Below are 15,588 nucleotides of genomic sequence, written 5' to 3'. Positions count from 1 at the left end.
TCGTGCCGTCGATGCGACGGCCGGGAGATGCTAGCCGACGGGACGCTCCCGCGGGGGTCGGTGGCTCAGGCCGGGCGGTGGGCGCGCAGCATCAGCGAGACCCCGGGCAGCGACCGCACCGGCAGGTACCGCTCGGCGGTGACGACGGTGCGCAGCCCCAGGTTGACCAGCGGGTGCAGGTCGCCCAGGTCGCTGCCGGTGGAGGTGCGGCGCCGCCAGGCGGCGACCGGGCGGAGCAGCACGTTCCAGCTCCACAGCTCGTCGACCACCAGGCCGGCCTTCTCCACCACCGCCCGCAGCGACTCCCGGTCGTAGCGGCGGACGTGCCCGACCGCCACGTCGTGGGCCGACCAGAGCGCCATGTCGCAGGGCACCGCGATCAGGGCCGTCCCGCCGGGGCGCAGCGTGCGGCGGATCTCGGCGGTGGCCAGGTGGTCCTCGTCGAAGTGTTCGAGGATGTCGAAGGCGACCACTAGGCCGAGGCTCGCCGATCCGACGGGCAGGTGCCGGGCGTCGGCCCGGATCACGTCGAGTCCACGTTCCCGAGCCACCCCGGCGCCGTCGGCGCTGTACTCCAGGGCCAGCGGGCGCCACCCGTGCGCCCGCAACACCCGGGTGTTGCCGCCGCCGGCCGCGCCGACGTCCAGCGCCCGCCCGGGACGTGCCCCGGCGGCGGCCAGCCGGCGCAGCGACCGGGCCAGCAGGGCACGCCGCTCGCGGTACCACCAGTGGGTGTCCTCGAGCGCGGCGAGCTTGCGGATCTCCGTCGCTTCCACGGCGTGCTCCTCGCGGTTCGGCGGCCCCCACCCTAGCGGCCCGGATGGCTGCCGGCCGCCACTCGTCCCTGCCGGGGCCGGCCGCGGCTGCCGGCCGAGTCGGTGACGTGGGGTGTCGTGGTCGCGTGATCGACTCCGTTCCGGCGACACGGCGGTGTCCTGCTCGCGGCGATGCCGCCGTTCCGGCGACTCGGAGTCGATCAACAAAGGGGGGTGCGAGCCGGACCCGTGGCGCGAGCCGGACTGAAGGCGGTCAGGGCCCGCACCCGGAAAGGCGCGGACCCTGACTGGTACGACCGGTGCTACAGCGGGATGTTGCCGTGCGCGCCCCGTGCGGCGGGCGCCCCGGCGAGCGCCTCGGCGATCCGGCGCCGGGTCTCCTCCGGCTTGATCACGTCGTCCACCACGCCGATCTCCAGCGCCCGGTTCACCCCGCCGGCGACCCGGGTCTGCTCCTCGATCAGCTGCGCGCGCAGCGTCTCGCGCTCCTCCGCCGGGGCGGCGGCGAGCTTCTTGCGGTGCAGGATGTTGACCGCCGCGCTGGCGCCCATCACCGCGACCTCCGCGTTCGGCCAGGCGAAGACCGCGGTCGCGCCGAGCGAGCGGGAGTTCATCGCGATGTACGCCCCGCCGTACGCCTTGCGGGTCACCAACGTCACCCGCGGCACCACCGCCTCGGCGAAGGCGTGCAGCAGCTTCGCCCCGCGCCGGACCACGCCGTCCCACTCCTGGCCCAGGCCGGGCAGGTAGCCGGGCACGTCGACCAGCACGATCAGCGGCACCCCGAGCGAGTCGCACATCCGCACGAAGCGGGCCGCCTTCTCGGCGCTGGACGCGTCGAGGCAGCCACCGAGCCGCAGCGGGTTGTTGGCGATCACGCCGACCGTCCGGCCGGCGAACCGGCCGAGCGTGGTGACCACGTTCGGCGCCCACTTGGCGTGCAGTTCCACGCCGGGGGCGTCCAGCAGCGCCTTGACCACCGGCTTGACGTCGTACGCCCGGTTGGTCTCGGCCGGCATCTTCGCCATCAGGTCGTGCCCGTCCTCGACGCCGGTCGCCACGTCGTCGGGGGAGAGCCGGCCCTGGTGGCCGAGCAGCGCGGCGAGCTTGCGCGACTCGACCATCGCCGCCTCGTCGTCGGCGCAGGTCACGTGCACCACGCCGGAGCGCCGGCCGTGCGGCTCGGGGCCGCCGAGCCGCTCCATGTCGACCTGTTCGCCGGTGACGCTGCGGACCACCTCGGGCCCGGTGACGAAGATCCGCCCGGCGCCGCTCATCACCACGATGTCGGTCAGCGCCGGCCCGTACGCCGCGCCACCGGCCGCCGGACCGAGCACCACCGAGATCTGCGGCACCCGGCCGGAGGCGCGCACCATGGCGGCGAAGACCTGCCCGACGGCGTCGAGCGCGACCACGCCCTCGGCCAGCCGGGCACCGCCGGAGTGCCAGAGGCCGAGCACCGGCACCCGCTCCCGGACGGCGGTGTCGATCGCGTCGACGATGTGCCGGCACCCCTCGGTGCCCATCGCGCCGCCCATCTTCGTGGCGTCCGTGGCGTACGCGATCGCCGGCGTGCCGTCGACCTCACCCCGCGCCCAGAGGACGCCGGAGGTGTCCCGGGGTGCCAGCAGGCGCAGCGAACCGGCGTCGAACAGGGCCCGGAGGCGCAGCTCCGGATCCCGGTAGTCCACGGTGGATGTGTCCGCACCGACGGCGGTGGTGGTCACGTGAGCCTCCAAGGCTGTGGTCTCAGGCCCGCGTGAAGACGAGAGCCACGTTGTGTCCGCCGAAGCCGAACGAGTTGTTCAGCGCGGCGGGGATGTCCAGGTGGCGCGCCTTGTTGGCGGCCACCTCCAGAGTGAGGCCGTCATCCGGGTCATCGAGGTTGATCGTCGGGGGTACGACACCGTCGCGGATCGCCAGGATCGTGGCGATCGACTCCAGCGCGCCCGCCGCGCCCAGCAGGTGACCGGTCATGGACTTGGTGGCGGTCAGCACCGGGTGGTCGCCGAGCGCTTCGTGCAGCGCCTTGATCTCGGCGATGTCCCCGACCGGGGTCGAGGTGGCGTGCGCGTTGACGTGCACGATGTCGGACTTCGCCACGTCCGCGTCGGCGATCGCCTTGGCGATGGCCCGGATCGCGCCCGCACCGTCCGGGTGCGGCTGGACGATGTCGTAGCCGTCGGAGGTGATGCCGGAACCGGCCAGCCGCGCGTACACCCGGGCGCCCCGGGCGGCCGCGTGCTCGGCCCGTTCCAGCACCAGGATGCCGGCGCCCTCGCCGAGCACGAACCCGTCGCGGCCCTTGTCCCAGGGGCGGGAGGCCCGCTCCGGCTCGTCGTTGCGGGTCGACATGGCCCGCATCGAGCTGAAGCCGGCGATCGGCAGCTGGTGGATGACCGCCTCGGTGCCGCCGGCCACCACCACGTCGGCCCGGCCGGCACGGATCATGTCCATGCCGAGCGCGATGGCCTCCGCGCCGGTCGCGCAGGCGCTAGCCACCGAGTGGACGCCCGCCCGGGCGCCCAGCTCCAGCCCCACCCAGGCGGCGGGGCCGTTGGGCATCAGCATCGGGATGGTGTGCGGGGAGACCCGGCGCGGGCCGGACGCCTCCAGGATGTCGTCCTGGGCGAGCAGGGTCAGGGCGCCGCCGATGCCGGAGCCGACGCTGACGCCCAGCCGGTCCGGGTCGGGCCCGGAGTCGGCCAGGCCGGCGTCCGCCCAGGCCTGCTGCGCCGCGATGATCGCGATCGCCTCGGACCGGTCGAGCCGGCGGAGCTTGACCCGGTCCAGCAGGCCGGCCGGGTCGACCGCCAGCTGGGCCGCGATCCGGACCGGCAACTGCCCGGCCCACTCCTGGGTGAGCGCACTCACCCCGGAGCGGCCGGCGAGCATGGCGTCCCAGGTCGACGCGACGTCCCCGCCCAGCGGGGTGGTCGCGCCGAGCCCGGTGACGACGACGTCGGTGCGACTCATATCAGGACTGCGCCTCGATGTAGGTGACTGCGTCGCCGACGGTCTTGAGGTTCTGCACCTCGTTGTCCGGGATCTTGACGCCGAACTTCTCCTCGGCCGCCACCACGACCTCCACCATGGAGAGCGAGTCGACGTCGAGGTCGTCGGTGAAGGACTTCCCCTCGGCCACGTCGTCCGGGTTCACCCCGGCAACCTCTTCGAGGATCTCGGCGAGGCCGGTGGTGATCTCGTCACGGGTCATTTCGGTTGGTTCCTCTCATCGGGGGTAACTCGGCGGCCGGCGACGTGCCGACCGCCACTCCTCGGCGCTGGCGCGCCGGAGGGGTCTCAGGGGCAGCGGATGACCTGACCGGCGTAGGTCAGGCCGCCGCCGAAGCCGAACAGCAGCACCGGGGCGCCCGAGGGCACCTCCCGCCGCTCGATCAGCTTGGACAGGGCCAGCGGCACGCTCGCCGCCGAGGTGTTGCCGGACTCGACGATGTCCTTGGCGATGATCGCCTGCGGGATGTTCAGCCGCTTGGCGATGCCGTCGATGATCCGCGCGTTGGCCTGGTGCGGCACGAACGCGGCCAGCTCCGACGGGTCGACCCCGGCCCGCTCGCAGGCCTGCAGGGCGAGCGGCGCCAGCGCGGTGGTGGCCCAGCGGAAGACCGCCTGACCCTCCTGCGCGATGTACGGGCGCCAGCCCTCGATGCGTACCGCGTCGCTCTTCTCCGGCACCGAGCCCCAGACCACCGGGCCGACCCCGGCGGGCTCGCCCTCGGCGGCGGCGGTGACCACCGCGGCCCCGGCGCCGTCGCCGAAGATGATGCAGGTGGAGCGGTCGGTCCAGTCGGTGAAGTCGGAGAGCTTCTCCGCGCCGACGACGATGGCGTTGCGCGCCGCCCCGGCCCGGATCGCGTGGTCCACGGTGCCGAGGGCGTACGCGAAGCCGGAGCAGGCGGTGTTGATGTCGTACGCGCCCGGGGCGGCGATGCCCAGCTTGGCGGCGACCCGGCAGGCCACGTTCGGGCTGCGGTCGACCGACGTGCAGGTGGCCACGACGACCAGGTCGATGTCGGCGGCGGTGAGGCCGGAGTTGGCCAGCGCCTTGCCGGCGGCGGCGGTCGCCATGTCGGCCACCGTCTCCCCGTCGGCGATCCGCCGGGTGACGATGCCGACCCGGTCCCGGATCCACTCGTCGTTGGTGTCGACCAACTGGGCGATGTCGTCGTTGGTGACGACGCGGGAGGGCTGGTAGTGGCCCATCGCGAGGATCCGACTGCCGGTCATACCTGGCCTCCGATGCGGGCGAGGGGTTGGCCCGGCGCGACCGGGTCGTCGTGGTGGGCGAGCCACTCGGTGAGCAGGCCGCTGTCGTGCGCGGTCACCTCGACCGGCCCCTGCCGGGTCGCGATGTGGCCGATCACCTGGCCGGTGCGCAGGTCGGCGCCCTCGGCGAGGTCGGCGGTCGGTTCGAAGGTCCCGGCGGCGGGGGAGACCACCACCCGGAACTGGACCACCGGCTCGTGGCCGCGCAGCCCGCTGTGCCGGGCGATCAGGTCGCGCGCGGCCGGCAGGTCGTCGGGGGTGTTGAGGGTGACGATCTCGGGCCCGCCGGTGGCCTTCAGCTCCCGCTTGACCAGCCCGGCCAGGGTGCCGGCCGGGGGCAGCTCGACCACGCCGGTGACCCCGAGGTCGGCCAGCGTGCGCATGCACAGGTCCCAGCGGACCGGGGCGGTGACCTGGCGGACCAGCCGCTGCACCATCTCCCGGCCGTGGTTGACCGCCGAACCGTCGAGGTTGGACAGCAGGATCCGGGACGGCTCGGCCGGGGTGATGCCGGCGGCCACGCCGGCCAGCGCGGCCTCGGCCGGGGCCATGTACGGGGTGTGGAAGGCGCCGGCGACCTTGAGTCGGGTGATCCGGGCCTTCGCGGGCGGCTCGGCGGCGAGCTTGTCCAGCGCGTCGAGCGCCCCGGCGGCGACGATCTGGCCGGCGCCGTTGCGGTTGGCCGGGTGCAGCCCGTGCGCCGTGATCGCGGCGAGCACCTCGCCCGGGTCGCCGCCCAGCACGGCGGCCATCCCGGTGGGCTCCAGGGCACAGGCGGCGGCCATCTCCCGGCCACGTACCCCGGCGAGGGTGATCGCCGCCTCGGCCGGGAGCACCCCGGCGAGGGCGGCGGCGCCGAGCTCGCCGACGCTGTGGCCGGCGGTGACCGCGACGTCGTACATCGGCAGGTGCTCGGCGGCGAGCAGGGCCGCCGCGACCAGCAGCGGCTGCGTCCGGGCGGTGTCCTTGATCTCGTCGGCGTCGGCCTCGGTGCCGAGGTGCACCAGGTCGACCCCGGCGAGCGCGGACCACCACCGCAGGCGGGCCTCGGTGCCGGGCAGGTCGAGCCAGGGAGTCAGGAAGCCGGGTTTCTGGGAACCCTGGCCGGGAGAGAGTACGGCGAGCACGTCTATGACTCTCCTGGATACCTCTGGGTAGCGCTGTGTCGGCACCGACCAAACCGCACTAGAACCTTTGGAGGGATCCTACAAAAATCAACGGCGGTCATCACCCGTCTGTGATGTTTTCCTGACCCCTGGGGTCATTGTCTGGGTCGGGACGGCAGTGACCGCCGGGACGACCGGGTCGAGCCGCCCGACGGTCAGCGCCACCTGGAGGGCGAACGCGTCCCGGGGCGACAGCGGCGAGAAGCCGGTCACCTCGGCGATCCGGCGCAGCCGGTAGCGGACCGTGTTCGGGTGCACGAACAGCGACCGGGCCGCGCTCTCCAGCGTCCCGCCCGCGGTGAAGAAGGCGTCCAGGGTCTCCAGCAGCTCGCCGCCGGCGCGCACCAGCGCCGCGTACACGTCGTGCCGCAGCCGCCGGCGGGCCTCGGCGTCGCCGGCGAGGGCCCGCTCGGGCAGCAGCTCCGCCGCCGACACCGGGCGCGGCGCGGTCGGCCAGGCCGGCGCGGCGCGGAACCCGGCGAGCGCCGCCCGCGCCGACTCGGTCGCCTCGTCCAGGCTGGGTACGGCCGGCCCCACCACCACCGGCCCCTCGCCGAACGCGGGCAGCAGCTTCTCGGTGGCGGCCACCGGGTCCGCCGCCCCGCCGAGCACGATGACCAGCCGGTCGCCGTGCACGCCGCCGATCACCTCCACGCCGATCCGGCGGGCCTGCCGGTAGACGGTGTGCAGCACGGCGGCCACCTCCCCACCGGGGGAGCGGCCCACCGCCACCGCCACCGGCGGCGCGTCCGACCAGCCCAGCGCCGCCGCCCGGCTGGCCAGCACGTCGGGGGAGTCGCCGCGCAGCAGCGCGTCGACCAGCAGCGCCTGGAGCCGGGCGTCCCACGACCCGCGGGACTCGGCGGCCCGGGCGTACACCCGGGCGGCGGCGAAGGCGATCTCCCGGGAGAACCGCAGCACCGCCTCGCGCAGCTGCTGCTCCTCGCCCGGGGCGGCCAGGTGCGACACCTGCTCCTCGACCACGTCGATGGTCACCTTGATCAGCGCCACCGTCTGCTGGAGGCTGATCGAGCGCGCGAGGGCCTCCGGCGCGGTGGCGAAGACCTCGTCGGAGACCTCCTGGGTGCTGTCCGCGCTGCCGCCGCCCGAGCGCAGCCACTGCACCAGGGACCGGGCCCCGGCCTGGGCCACCAGCATGACCCAGGAGCGCTGGTCGGCCGGGAGCTCGCGGAACCAGGGCAGGCTCTCGTCCATCCGGGCCACGCTGGCGGTGGCCAACGCCCCCGCCGCCCGTTCGATCCGGCGGAGCGTGGCCGACAGCTCCATCCCGCCCGGCTCGCTCACCGGTCCAGCCTGACATGTGCTGACCTGGCGATCCACGCCGGGCGGTCAGTAGGCGCGGTCAGCGTCCGCCCGCACCCGGCTGCGCGGCGCCGGTTTCGCCACGATCCGGCTCACCTGGATCCTGGTGGTGCTGTCCGCCCCGGCCCGGGAGACGATCTTCCCGCGCCGCCCGAAGCGCTGACACCCGGGTACGCGCTGCACACGGCGTCGGTGCCGGCCAGTACGGTGACGTGGGCGCCGGGGCGATTTCCCGGCGCGCGACGCGAGCGTGAGGAGACCGGGATGGCGCACGGGGAGGCCGAACACGGCTGCGCCCAGGGCGAGCCCTGCCGGCTCGGCCACCACGAGCAGCAGGGGCCGCTGCGGCCCCACCGCCGGCTCGCGGCGGTGCCCTGCCCGACCGAGCAGGCCGGCCGGGCGCCCGAGCGGGTCGACGACGAGGTGGCGGTGCCCCGGCAGCGTCCCGCCGAGCCGGCGACGCCGGAGGCGGTGCCGTCCCGGCCGCTCGGCGTCGAGCCGGGCCAGCGCCCGCCGGCCGGCGAGCCGGCCGCGTCGGGCGAGCCCGACCCGACCACCCCCCGGGCCTGCCGCAGCGACCTGGCCGGCTGGGCCGGCGCGCACCGGCACGGCCCGGTCCGCCCCAGTCGCCGCCCCGACCGCCGGGAGCGGCCCCCGCACCGCTGGTGCTGACCACCTGACGGCCGTCCGGCCGCTAGCGTGGGCACAGTGAAGGCGATCGCGATCGACGCGTACGGCCCGGCCGAGCAACTCGCCCTACGAGACCTGCCGGACCCGCCGGTGGGCCCTGACACGGTGCTGGTGCGGGTGCGCGCGGCGGGCGTGAACCCGGTCGACTGGAAGGTCCGCGAGGGCCACCTGGCCGCCGCGATCCCCGGTCACTTCCCGCTGGTGCCCGGCTGGGACGCCGCCGGCGAGGTGGTCGCGGTGGGGCCGGCGGTGGCCGGGTTCGCGGTCGGCGACGAGGTGATCGGGTACGTCCGCCGCGACGACCTCCAGTACGGCACGTACGCTGAACTCGTCCCGGCCCCCGAGCGCTGCCTGGCCGACAAGCCGGCGCCGGCGTCCTGGGCGGAGGCCGCCGGCCTGCCGCTGGCCGGGCTCACCGCGTACCAGGCGTTGCAGGCGGCGCGCACCGGCGCGGGGGACACCGTGCTGGTGCACGGGGCCTCGGGCGGGGTCGGCCACCTGGCCGTGCAGGTGGCCCGGGCGCTCGGCGCCGACCGGGTGATCGGCACGGCGAGCGAGGCCAACCACGACTTCGTCCGCGCGCTCGGCGCCGAGCCGGTCGGCTACGGCGACGGCCTGGCCGACCGGCTCTGCGCGATCGCGCCCGACGGGATCGACGTGGCGCTGGACCTGTTCGGCGGGGAGGCGCTGGACGTCTCCGCCGAGCTGCTCGCCCGCCCGGCCCGGCTGATCTCCACCGCCGACCCGGAGCACGTGACCCGGCTCGGTGGCAGCTACGTCTTCGTCAAACCGTCCACCCAGGACCTCACGGTGCTGGCCGGGCTGGTCGACGCCGGCCGGCTGACCGTGCACGTCGAACGGACGTTCCCCCTGGCGCAGGCCGCGGACGCGCAGCGCCTGGTGGCGGCGGGGCACGTCCGCGGCAAGGTGGTGCTGGAGGTCTGAGCCTGCTGGAGGTCTGCGCCGCCCGGGTGGCTCAGCGGGTCCGGCGGCGGACCAGCAGCGCGATCCCGGCCAGCCCGGAGGTGATCACCAGCATCACCCCGGCGTTGAGCAGCAGCAGGCGCTGCAACTCGCTGATCGCGGCGTCGATGTCCCGGCCCGGGTTGAGGGCGTCCTCCGGGATGACCCGCTCGCCGCCGCCGACGCCGCCGCTGACCGTGCCGAACTGCCGCTCCAGCGGCACCCCGGCGGTACGCAGCGTCTCCGACATGTTGAGCCGGCCGAGGAACCAGCCGGCGCTGGTCTTGCGGGAGTCCGGCTGCTTGGCCGGCCGGTAGGCCCGGGGCCCGCCCTTGGCCAGCGGGTAGAGGTCGAAGGTCTGCTTCGGCACGTCCCCGGCGAGCACCACGATCGTGTACTTCGGACCGAGGTCGGCGCGCTTCGGACCGGCGGCGGCGCCGCTGCGGCCGAACCAGTTGACCTGGTCGATCACCGCGAGCACGTGGGCTGGCTGGCTGTCGGCGCGCAGCCGCAGCGGCTCGGTCAGCCCGTGGCCGGTGATGTCCACCCCGGCCGGGGGCGGCTTCGGGGCGGCCCGTTGCGGGCCGGTGGCCTGCGCGGGCGCGGCCATTCCGGCGCTGAGCAGCACGGCTGCCGCCATCGCGACCACCACGCCGAGCAGCCGCCTCACCCTTCCGACCATAGCCGCCTCCTCGCCCCGTTCGATGGATGGCTGTGCTGCAGGGTCACGCGTTGGTCGTCGATGGCGGTGACCGTGCCCGCAGGCCGGGGTTTCCCCATCTCAAAGACTCCGCAGAACGGCGCTAGGTTGCAGCTGCTGGACCATTATCTGGAACTATCTGCGATCCGGGCCCGACTAATGGTCAGCCGTTGATCAGCGGGCGGATCGTACCTTTGCGGAGGGGTTCATGGGGGGCAGGGTCGCACGTATGGCGCGTACCTCGCTAGCGGTTACGGGCGTGGCGCTCGGTGTGTCGCTGCTGCTGCCGGCGACGCCGGCGGCCGCGCACAACTCGCTGACCGGCAGCGACCCGGCCGACGGCGCGCGGGTGGCCGCGGCGCCCGCCCGGATCGAGCTGCGTTTCCTGTCCAGGGTCGACCCGGCCACGACGAGGATCACAGTGCTCGGGCCGGACAACGTGCCGGCCGCCGGCGCCGCGCCGCGCTTCGCCGGCAGCCGGGTCGCCGTGCCGTTCAAGCCCGGAAAGGCCGGCCTCTACATCGTCGGCTACCAGCTCTCGTCCAGCGACGGCCATCCGGTGCGGGGGGAGGTGCGCTTCACCCTCACCACCGGCACGCCGGCCGATCCCGCCTCGCCGTCGCCGTCCTCGGCGGCCCCGTCGCCGTCCGTCGGGACGGCGGTGCCGCCGACGGGCGCCGCGACGACGGCCGGGCCGGCCGTCCCGGCTGCCCGATCCGACGACGACGGCACGCCGGTCTGGCCCTGGCTGGTCGTCGCCGGGCTGGTGGTGGCCGGGCTCGGCGCCGCCCTGCTGCGCCGCCGCGCCACCCGCTCCTGACCGGTCCCGCACGTCTCCGGCCGGGGATCGACGCCGTACCGCCGTGACCGGGGTCGGTCACCGGGTCCGACGCAGCTACGACGAAGGGCCCGCCGGGGAACCGGCGGGCCCTTCTCGGGTACGTCTCAGACCAGGCGGACCCGGGCGGCGCGCAGCCGGGCCAGGGTGCGCTCCCGGCCGAGCACCTCCAGCGACTCGAACAGCGGCAGCCCGACAGTGCGGCCGGTGACCGCCACCCGGACCGGCGCCTGCGCCTTGCCCAGCTTCAGGCCGCGCTCGGCGCCCACCGCCTCCAGGGTCGCCTTCAGCGACTCGGCGTCCCACGACTCCAACGCCTCGTACGCGGCGATCGCCGCGTCGAGCAGCTCGGCCGCGCCCTCCTTCATCGCCTTGGCCCAGGCGGCCTCGTCGATCAGCGGGTCGGCCAGGAAGAGGAAGTCCACGTTCGGCACGATCTCGCTGAGCACCGCGATCCGGGTCTGGGCCAGCGGCGCCACCGCCGCGAACGCCTCGGCGTCGAACTCGGCCGGCTGCCACGGCGGCGGGGCGATCGTCTCGGTGCCGGTCAGCCAGGGCTGGCAGGCGGCCACGAACTCGTCGACCGGCAGGGCGCGGATGTACTCGCCGTTGAACGCGCGCAGCTTCTTCTCGTCGAAGAAGGCGGAGGAGGCGTTGACCTCCTCCAGCCGGAACTCCTCCTCGATGACCGACCAGGGCACGATCTCCCGGTCGCCCGACGGCGCCCAGCCGAGCAGCATCAGGTAGTTGCGCATGGCGTCGGCGAGGTAGCCCTCGTCCCGGTACGCCTCCAGGGCGACCTTGTCGCGGCGCTTGGAGAGCTTCTGCCGCTTCTCGTTGACCACCACGGGGACGTGGGCCCAGACCGGCGGCTTCACCCCGAGGGCGTCCCAGAGCAGCTGCTGCTTGGGAGTGTTGGGCAGGTGCTCCTCGGCCCGGACCACGTGGGTGATCCCCATGGTCATGTCGTCGACCACGTTGGCCAGCAGGAAGACCGCGGAGCCGTCGCTGCGGGCGATGACGAAGTCCTCGATCAGCTTGTTCTCGAAGGTCGGCTCGCCGCGGATCAGGTCGACCACCACGGTCTCGCCCTCGTCCGGGGTGCGGAAGCGCAGCGCGCGCCCCGGGCCGGGCTCCAGGCCCCGGTCCCGGCAGAAGCCGTCGTAGCCCTGGTACTGCGAGCCGGTGCGGGCCTGCACGTCCTCCCGGGTGCAGTCGCAGTAGTACGCCCGGCCGGCCTCGTGGAGCCGCTGGGCGGCGGCGCGGTGCTCGGTGGCGTACTGCGACTGGAAGTAGGGGCCCTCGTAGCTGCCCCGGGCGATGCCGATCCACTCCAGCGCGGACAGGATGCCCTCGGTCCACTCGGGCTTGTTGCGCGCCGCGTCGGTGTCCTCGATGCGCAGCACGAAGACCCCGCCCTGCTGCTTGGCGTAGATCCAGTTCTGCAGCGCCGAGCGGGCGCCGCCGACGTGGAACATACCGGTCGGGGAAGGGGCGAAGCGCACACGTACCGTCACGTCCTCCAGCCTACGGCCGCCCGCACCCCCATTCCCTCAGGGGGGCGGGTGGGGGTCAGCGGACGGCGCGGATCTTGAGGACGAGGGCGCTGCCGAGGAGGGTGACCGCGGCCGTCACGGCGTAGAGGGTGGGGTAGCCGCCGAGGTGGACCACGATCGGGGCGGAGATGGCCGGGCCGAGCACCTGCGGGGCGGAGTTGGCGATGTTGATCACCCCGAGGTCCTTGGCCCGGTCGGTGGCGCGCGGCAGCACCTCGGTGATCAGGGCGGCGTCCACCGACAGGTAGACGCCGTAGCCGGCGCCGAGCAGCAGCGCGGCGGCCACCGCCATCGACCAGACCGGCGCGACGGCGAGCAGCAGCGCCGCCACCGCCATGATCACCCCGGCGGCGATCACGAAGACCTTGCGCCGGCCGGAGCGGTCGGAGAGCCGGCCGGCGACCACCGCGGTCAGCATCATCCCGACGGTGTAGAGCAGGATCAGCACCAGCAGCGCGCCCTCGGGGTCGGGGTGGCGCACCCCGTCGGTGAGGAAGTACAGCAGGTAGAGGGTGCCGAGCGCGTTGCCGATCTGGACCAGGAACCGGGTGATCCAGGCCCAGGCGAAGTCCGGGTGCCGGCGCGGGCTGATCCACATCGAGGCGGCCAGCGCCCGCCAGCGCAGCGCCGGGCGGTGCGCCCGGGGCAGCGGGTCGTCGGCGGTGAGCAGCGCGAACGGCAGCGAGAGCAGCAGCACGGCCATTGCGATGGCCGCGTACCCGGCGGTGGTGCCACTGACCACGGCGGTGACCAGCACCGCGCCGACCACCAGGCCGAGGGCCTGCGGGATGCCCACCCAGCCGGAGACGCCGCCGCGCTGGGCGACCGGCACCCGGTCCGGGATGGCCGCGGTCAGGCTGGCCAGCATCGCGTTGAAGCACACCTGCGCGGCCACCCAGCCCACCGTCACCCCGGCGATGGTGTCCTGCCGGGCCAGCAGCACCAGGGCGAGCGCGCCGAGCACCGCGCCGCCCGCCGCCCAGACGTGCCGGCGGCCGAACTCCCGCCCGCCGATCCGCAGGCAGGTACGGTCCGACAGCGCCCCGGCGAGCGGGTTGGCGAGCACCGCCGCGAGCGCGCCGATCCCGGTGACGACGGCCAGCATGGCCTCCTTGTCGAGCGGGGCGATCCGCTCGACCTGCTGCGGCAGCAGCACCTGGATCGGGGTGAAGAAGGCCATCCAGACGCCGAGGTTGGCCGCGAAGATCAGCGCGATCCAGCCCCGCCGGACCGGCACCATCGGCTCGGCGAGCGCCGCCGGCAGCGAGGTCGGCGTCGGGTCGATCGTGGTCATCGCCGGACGACCTGGTCCCGGTACCAGGCGTACGAGGACTTGGGCGTGCGGACCTGGGTGCCGAAGTCGACGTGCACCAGGCCGAAGCGCTTGGTGAAGCCCTCCGCCCACTCCCAGTTGTCCAGCAGCGACCAGACGAAGTACCCGGTCACGTCGACGCCGTCGTCGATCGCCGCCCGGACCGCCCGCAGGTGCCCGTCGAGGTACGCGATCCGCTCCGGGTCGTGCACCCGGCCGTCGGCATCGGGTACGTCGTCGTAGGCGCAGCCGCTCTCGGTGATCTGGATCTCCGGCAGCGCCTCGCCGTAGGTGTCGTGCAGCCAGGTGAGCAGTTCGCGCAGCCCTTCCGGGACCACCGGCCAGTCGAAGCCGGTCCTCGGGTAGCCCTCCAGCGGCACCATCTCGAACGGCAGCGGCGCGTCCTCCTCGGGCGCGCGGATCCCGGTCGGGTTGTAGTAGTTGACTCCCAGCACGTCGATCGGCGCGGCGATGATGTCCAGGTCCCCGTCGCGCACCGGGGCGTCCTCGAAGCCGGGCGGGTAGCCCCGGCCGAGCAGCGGGTCGGTGAAGAGCCGGTTGTGCAGCGCGTCGTACGCCGCCCCGGCGGCCCGGTCGGCGGCGGTGCCGCCGAGCAGCCGCACCGGCGAGTAGTTGTTGGCGATGGCGACCGGACTGGTGCTGCGGGCGCGCAGCGCGGCGACCGCGAGGCCGTGCCCGAGCAACTGGTGGTGGGCGACCGGCAGGGCGTCGAAGAGCAGGAACCGGCCCGGCGCGTGCACCCCCGTGCCGTGGCCGAGGCTCATGTGGATGAACGGCTCGTTCAGGGTGATCCAGAGCTTCACCCGGTCGCCGAGGCGGGCGGCGACCAGGTCGGCGTACTCGGCGAAGCGGTGCGCGGTGTCCCGGTTCAGCCAGCCGCCGGCGTCCTCCAGCGGCTGCGGCAGGTCCCAGTGGAAGAGGGTGGCCACCGGGTCGATGCCGGCGGCGAGCAGGTCGTCGACGAGCCGGTCGTAGAAGTCGAGGCCGGCCGGGTTGGCGGCCCCGGTCCCGCCGGGCTGCACCCGGGGCCAGGCGATCGAGAACCGGTACGCCGAGACGCCCAGCCCGGCCATCAGCGCGACGTCCTCGCCGTGCCGGTGGTAGTGGTCGCAGGCCACGTCGCCGGTGCTGCCGTCGGCGATCCGCCCGGGGGTGTGCGCGAAGGTGTCCCAGATGGACGGCCCGCGTCCGTCGGCGTCGGCGCCACCCTCGATCTGGTACGCGGAGGTGGAGACCCCCCAGCGGAAGCCGGCGGGGAACGCGGGCATCGGCGCGGTCGTCACAGTCGCCCTCCCAGAAACGTGAGACGTGTTCGGGACTCTAGGACGCGGACCCTCGAAGCGCCATAGGCCCGCAGCGGTGCGGGCGCAAGGGTTTTCGGCGTGTCTTTTCCGAACCCGTCCCAGTACGTCCGAATTTGCGCATACAGTGCGGAATATCGCGGATGTCCTCAGTGGGGGAAGACAGAAATGATCCTCGTGGAACGCAGTGCGCACGTGATGGCGCCGATGGAAGCGGTCTGGGACGTCGTGCAGCGGGCCGAGCAGTTGCCGGCCTGGCTGGCGGGCGTCCGCGCGGCCGAGGTCCTCTCGGGGGAGGGCTTCGGCCGGCGACAGCTGGTCCAGGCTGGGCGCGGCGCGGCGCACGAGGCAGAGGTGATCGCCTACCAGGAGCCGACCCTGATCGGGTGGCGGGAGCGGGCCAGGGGCGCCGGCGCCCGGGCCGAGGCGCGCACCGAGATCTACGTCCAGCTGACTCCGGACGAGGAGCAGGGCGGGACGATCGTGCGGCTCATCGTCGTACGGTGGCCGGCTGGTCCGGTCAAGGCGGCCCTGCTCCGGCTCGGGCTGCGTCGGGTCGGCGCCGACCTGGAGGACTCGCTGGCCCGCCTCACCGACCTGGCCGCCGTCGGCTGAGCAGGGCGCGTCCTACGGCGTCACCCGCGACGGCGGTGGC

The 15,588-nt window shown here is 74.4% G+C and carries 16 protein-coding genes; 4 read left to right on the top strand and 12 right to left on the bottom strand.

The genetic code is table 11. From position 1 onward, the window contains the following. Window positions 1–65: 65 nt before the first annotated feature. From M2302_RS11905 to M2302_RS11870, 8 genes are all read right to left on the bottom strand, one after another. Window positions 66–776 (bottom strand): class I SAM-dependent methyltransferase, encoded by a 711-nt coding sequence (locus tag M2302_RS11905; protein WP_280837977.1) that lies wholly within the window; start codon window positions 774–776, stop codon window positions 66–68. A 302-nt stretch (window positions 777–1,078) separates the two neighbouring features. Further along, complete coding sequence (locus M2302_RS11900) at window positions 1,079–2,503, bottom strand: carboxyl transferase domain-containing protein (RefSeq protein WP_280837976.1); 1,425 nt, start codon at window positions 2,501–2,503, stop codon at window positions 1,079–1,081. A gap of 22 nt (window positions 2,504–2,525) precedes the next feature. After that, on the bottom strand, window positions 2,526–3,752 hold the full coding sequence (gene fabF / locus M2302_RS11895) for a beta-ketoacyl-ACP synthase II (RefSeq protein ID WP_280837975.1): 1,227 nt from the start codon (window positions 3,750–3,752) through the stop codon (window positions 2,526–2,528). A 1-nt stretch (window position 3,753) separates the two neighbouring features. Continuing rightward, on the bottom strand, window positions 3,754–3,993 hold the full coding sequence (locus M2302_RS11890; RefSeq protein ID WP_088960922.1) for an acyl carrier protein: 240 nt from the start codon (window positions 3,991–3,993) through the stop codon (window positions 3,754–3,756). Between the two features lie 86 nt (window positions 3,994–4,079). Then, window positions 4,080–5,024, bottom strand: a complete 945-nt coding sequence (locus M2302_RS11885; protein ID WP_280837974.1) for a beta-ketoacyl-ACP synthase III — start codon at window positions 5,022–5,024, stop codon at window positions 4,080–4,082. Beyond that, window positions 5,021–6,190, bottom strand: coding sequence for an acyltransferase domain-containing protein (locus tag M2302_RS11880; protein ID WP_280837973.1), 1,170 nt, complete (start codon window positions 6,188–6,190; stop codon window positions 5,021–5,023). Before M2302_RS11880 ends, M2302_RS11885 begins: the two co-directional genes overlap by 4 nt. An 87-nt stretch (window positions 6,191–6,277) precedes the next feature. After that, entirely contained in the window at window positions 6,278–7,516 is a 1,239-nt protein-coding gene (locus tag M2302_RS11875) for a helix-turn-helix domain-containing protein (protein WP_246158556.1), read from the bottom strand. Window positions 7,517–7,579: 63 nt separating this feature from the next. After that, window positions 7,580–7,735, bottom strand: coding sequence for a hypothetical protein (locus tag M2302_RS11870; RefSeq protein ID WP_280837972.1), 156 nt, complete (start codon window positions 7,733–7,735; stop codon window positions 7,580–7,582). An 81-nt stretch (window positions 7,736–7,816) separates the two neighbouring features. Between M2302_RS11870 and M2302_RS11865 the strand changes: the two genes are divergently transcribed. Further along, window positions 7,817–8,224: a hypothetical protein gene (locus tag M2302_RS11865; protein ID WP_280837971.1), complete on the top strand. Its 408-nt coding sequence runs from the start codon at window positions 7,817–7,819 to the stop codon at window positions 8,222–8,224. A 36-nt stretch (window positions 8,225–8,260) separates the two neighbouring features. Continuing rightward, window positions 8,261–9,187, top strand: a complete 927-nt coding sequence (locus M2302_RS11860; protein ID WP_280837970.1) for an NADP-dependent oxidoreductase — start codon at window positions 8,261–8,263, stop codon at window positions 9,185–9,187. Window positions 9,188–9,218: 31 nt separating this feature from the next. Here M2302_RS11860 and M2302_RS11855 read toward each other — a convergent pair whose 3' ends face one another. After that, window positions 9,219–9,887 (bottom strand): hypothetical protein, encoded by a 669-nt coding sequence (locus M2302_RS11855; protein ID WP_280837969.1) that lies wholly within the window; start codon window positions 9,885–9,887, stop codon window positions 9,219–9,221. A gap of 277 nt (window positions 9,888–10,164) precedes the next feature. Between M2302_RS11855 and M2302_RS11850 the strand changes: the two genes are divergently transcribed. Further along, a complete protein-coding gene (locus tag M2302_RS11850) occupies window positions 10,165–10,725 on the top strand; it encodes a copper resistance protein CopC (RefSeq protein ID WP_280837968.1) in 561 nt (186 codons plus the stop codon). Between the two features lie 125 nt (window positions 10,726–10,850). On the opposite strand, the gene gltX is transcribed toward M2302_RS11850, so the two are convergent. From gltX to M2302_RS11835, 3 genes are read right to left on the bottom strand one after another with little or no spacing between them, the layout of a single operon-like run. Next, window positions 10,851–12,260: a glutamate--tRNA ligase gene (gene gltX, locus M2302_RS11845; protein WP_280837967.1), complete on the bottom strand. Its 1,410-nt coding sequence runs from the start codon at window positions 12,258–12,260 to the stop codon at window positions 10,851–10,853. Between the two features lie 55 nt (window positions 12,261–12,315). Further along, on the bottom strand, window positions 12,316–13,593 hold the full coding sequence (locus tag M2302_RS11840; RefSeq protein WP_280837966.1) for an MFS transporter: 1,278 nt from the start codon (window positions 13,591–13,593) through the stop codon (window positions 12,316–12,318). Further along, entirely contained in the window at window positions 13,590–14,900 is a 1,311-nt protein-coding gene (locus M2302_RS11835) for a GH1 family beta-glucosidase (RefSeq protein WP_280838115.1), read from the bottom strand. The genes M2302_RS11840 and M2302_RS11835 overlap by 4 nt, the downstream gene beginning before the upstream one ends. A 201-nt stretch (window positions 14,901–15,101) precedes the next feature. Between M2302_RS11835 and M2302_RS11830 the strand changes: the two genes are divergently transcribed. Then, window positions 15,102–15,548 carry an SRPBCC family protein gene (locus M2302_RS11830; protein ID WP_210776116.1) on the top strand — a complete coding sequence of 149 codons (447 nt, stop codon included), beginning with the start codon at window positions 15,102–15,104 and terminating at the stop codon, window positions 15,546–15,548. Window positions 15,549–15,588 lie beyond the last annotated feature (40 nt).

It is taken from the genome of Micromonospora sp. A200 (assembly GCF_029893845.1).
Lineage (GTDB): Bacteria > Actinomycetota > Actinomycetes > Mycobacteriales > Micromonosporaceae > Micromonospora > Micromonospora purpureochromogenes.
Note: the sequence above shows the minus strand (reverse complement) of the source record. Positions and strands in the feature narration are given on the sequence as shown.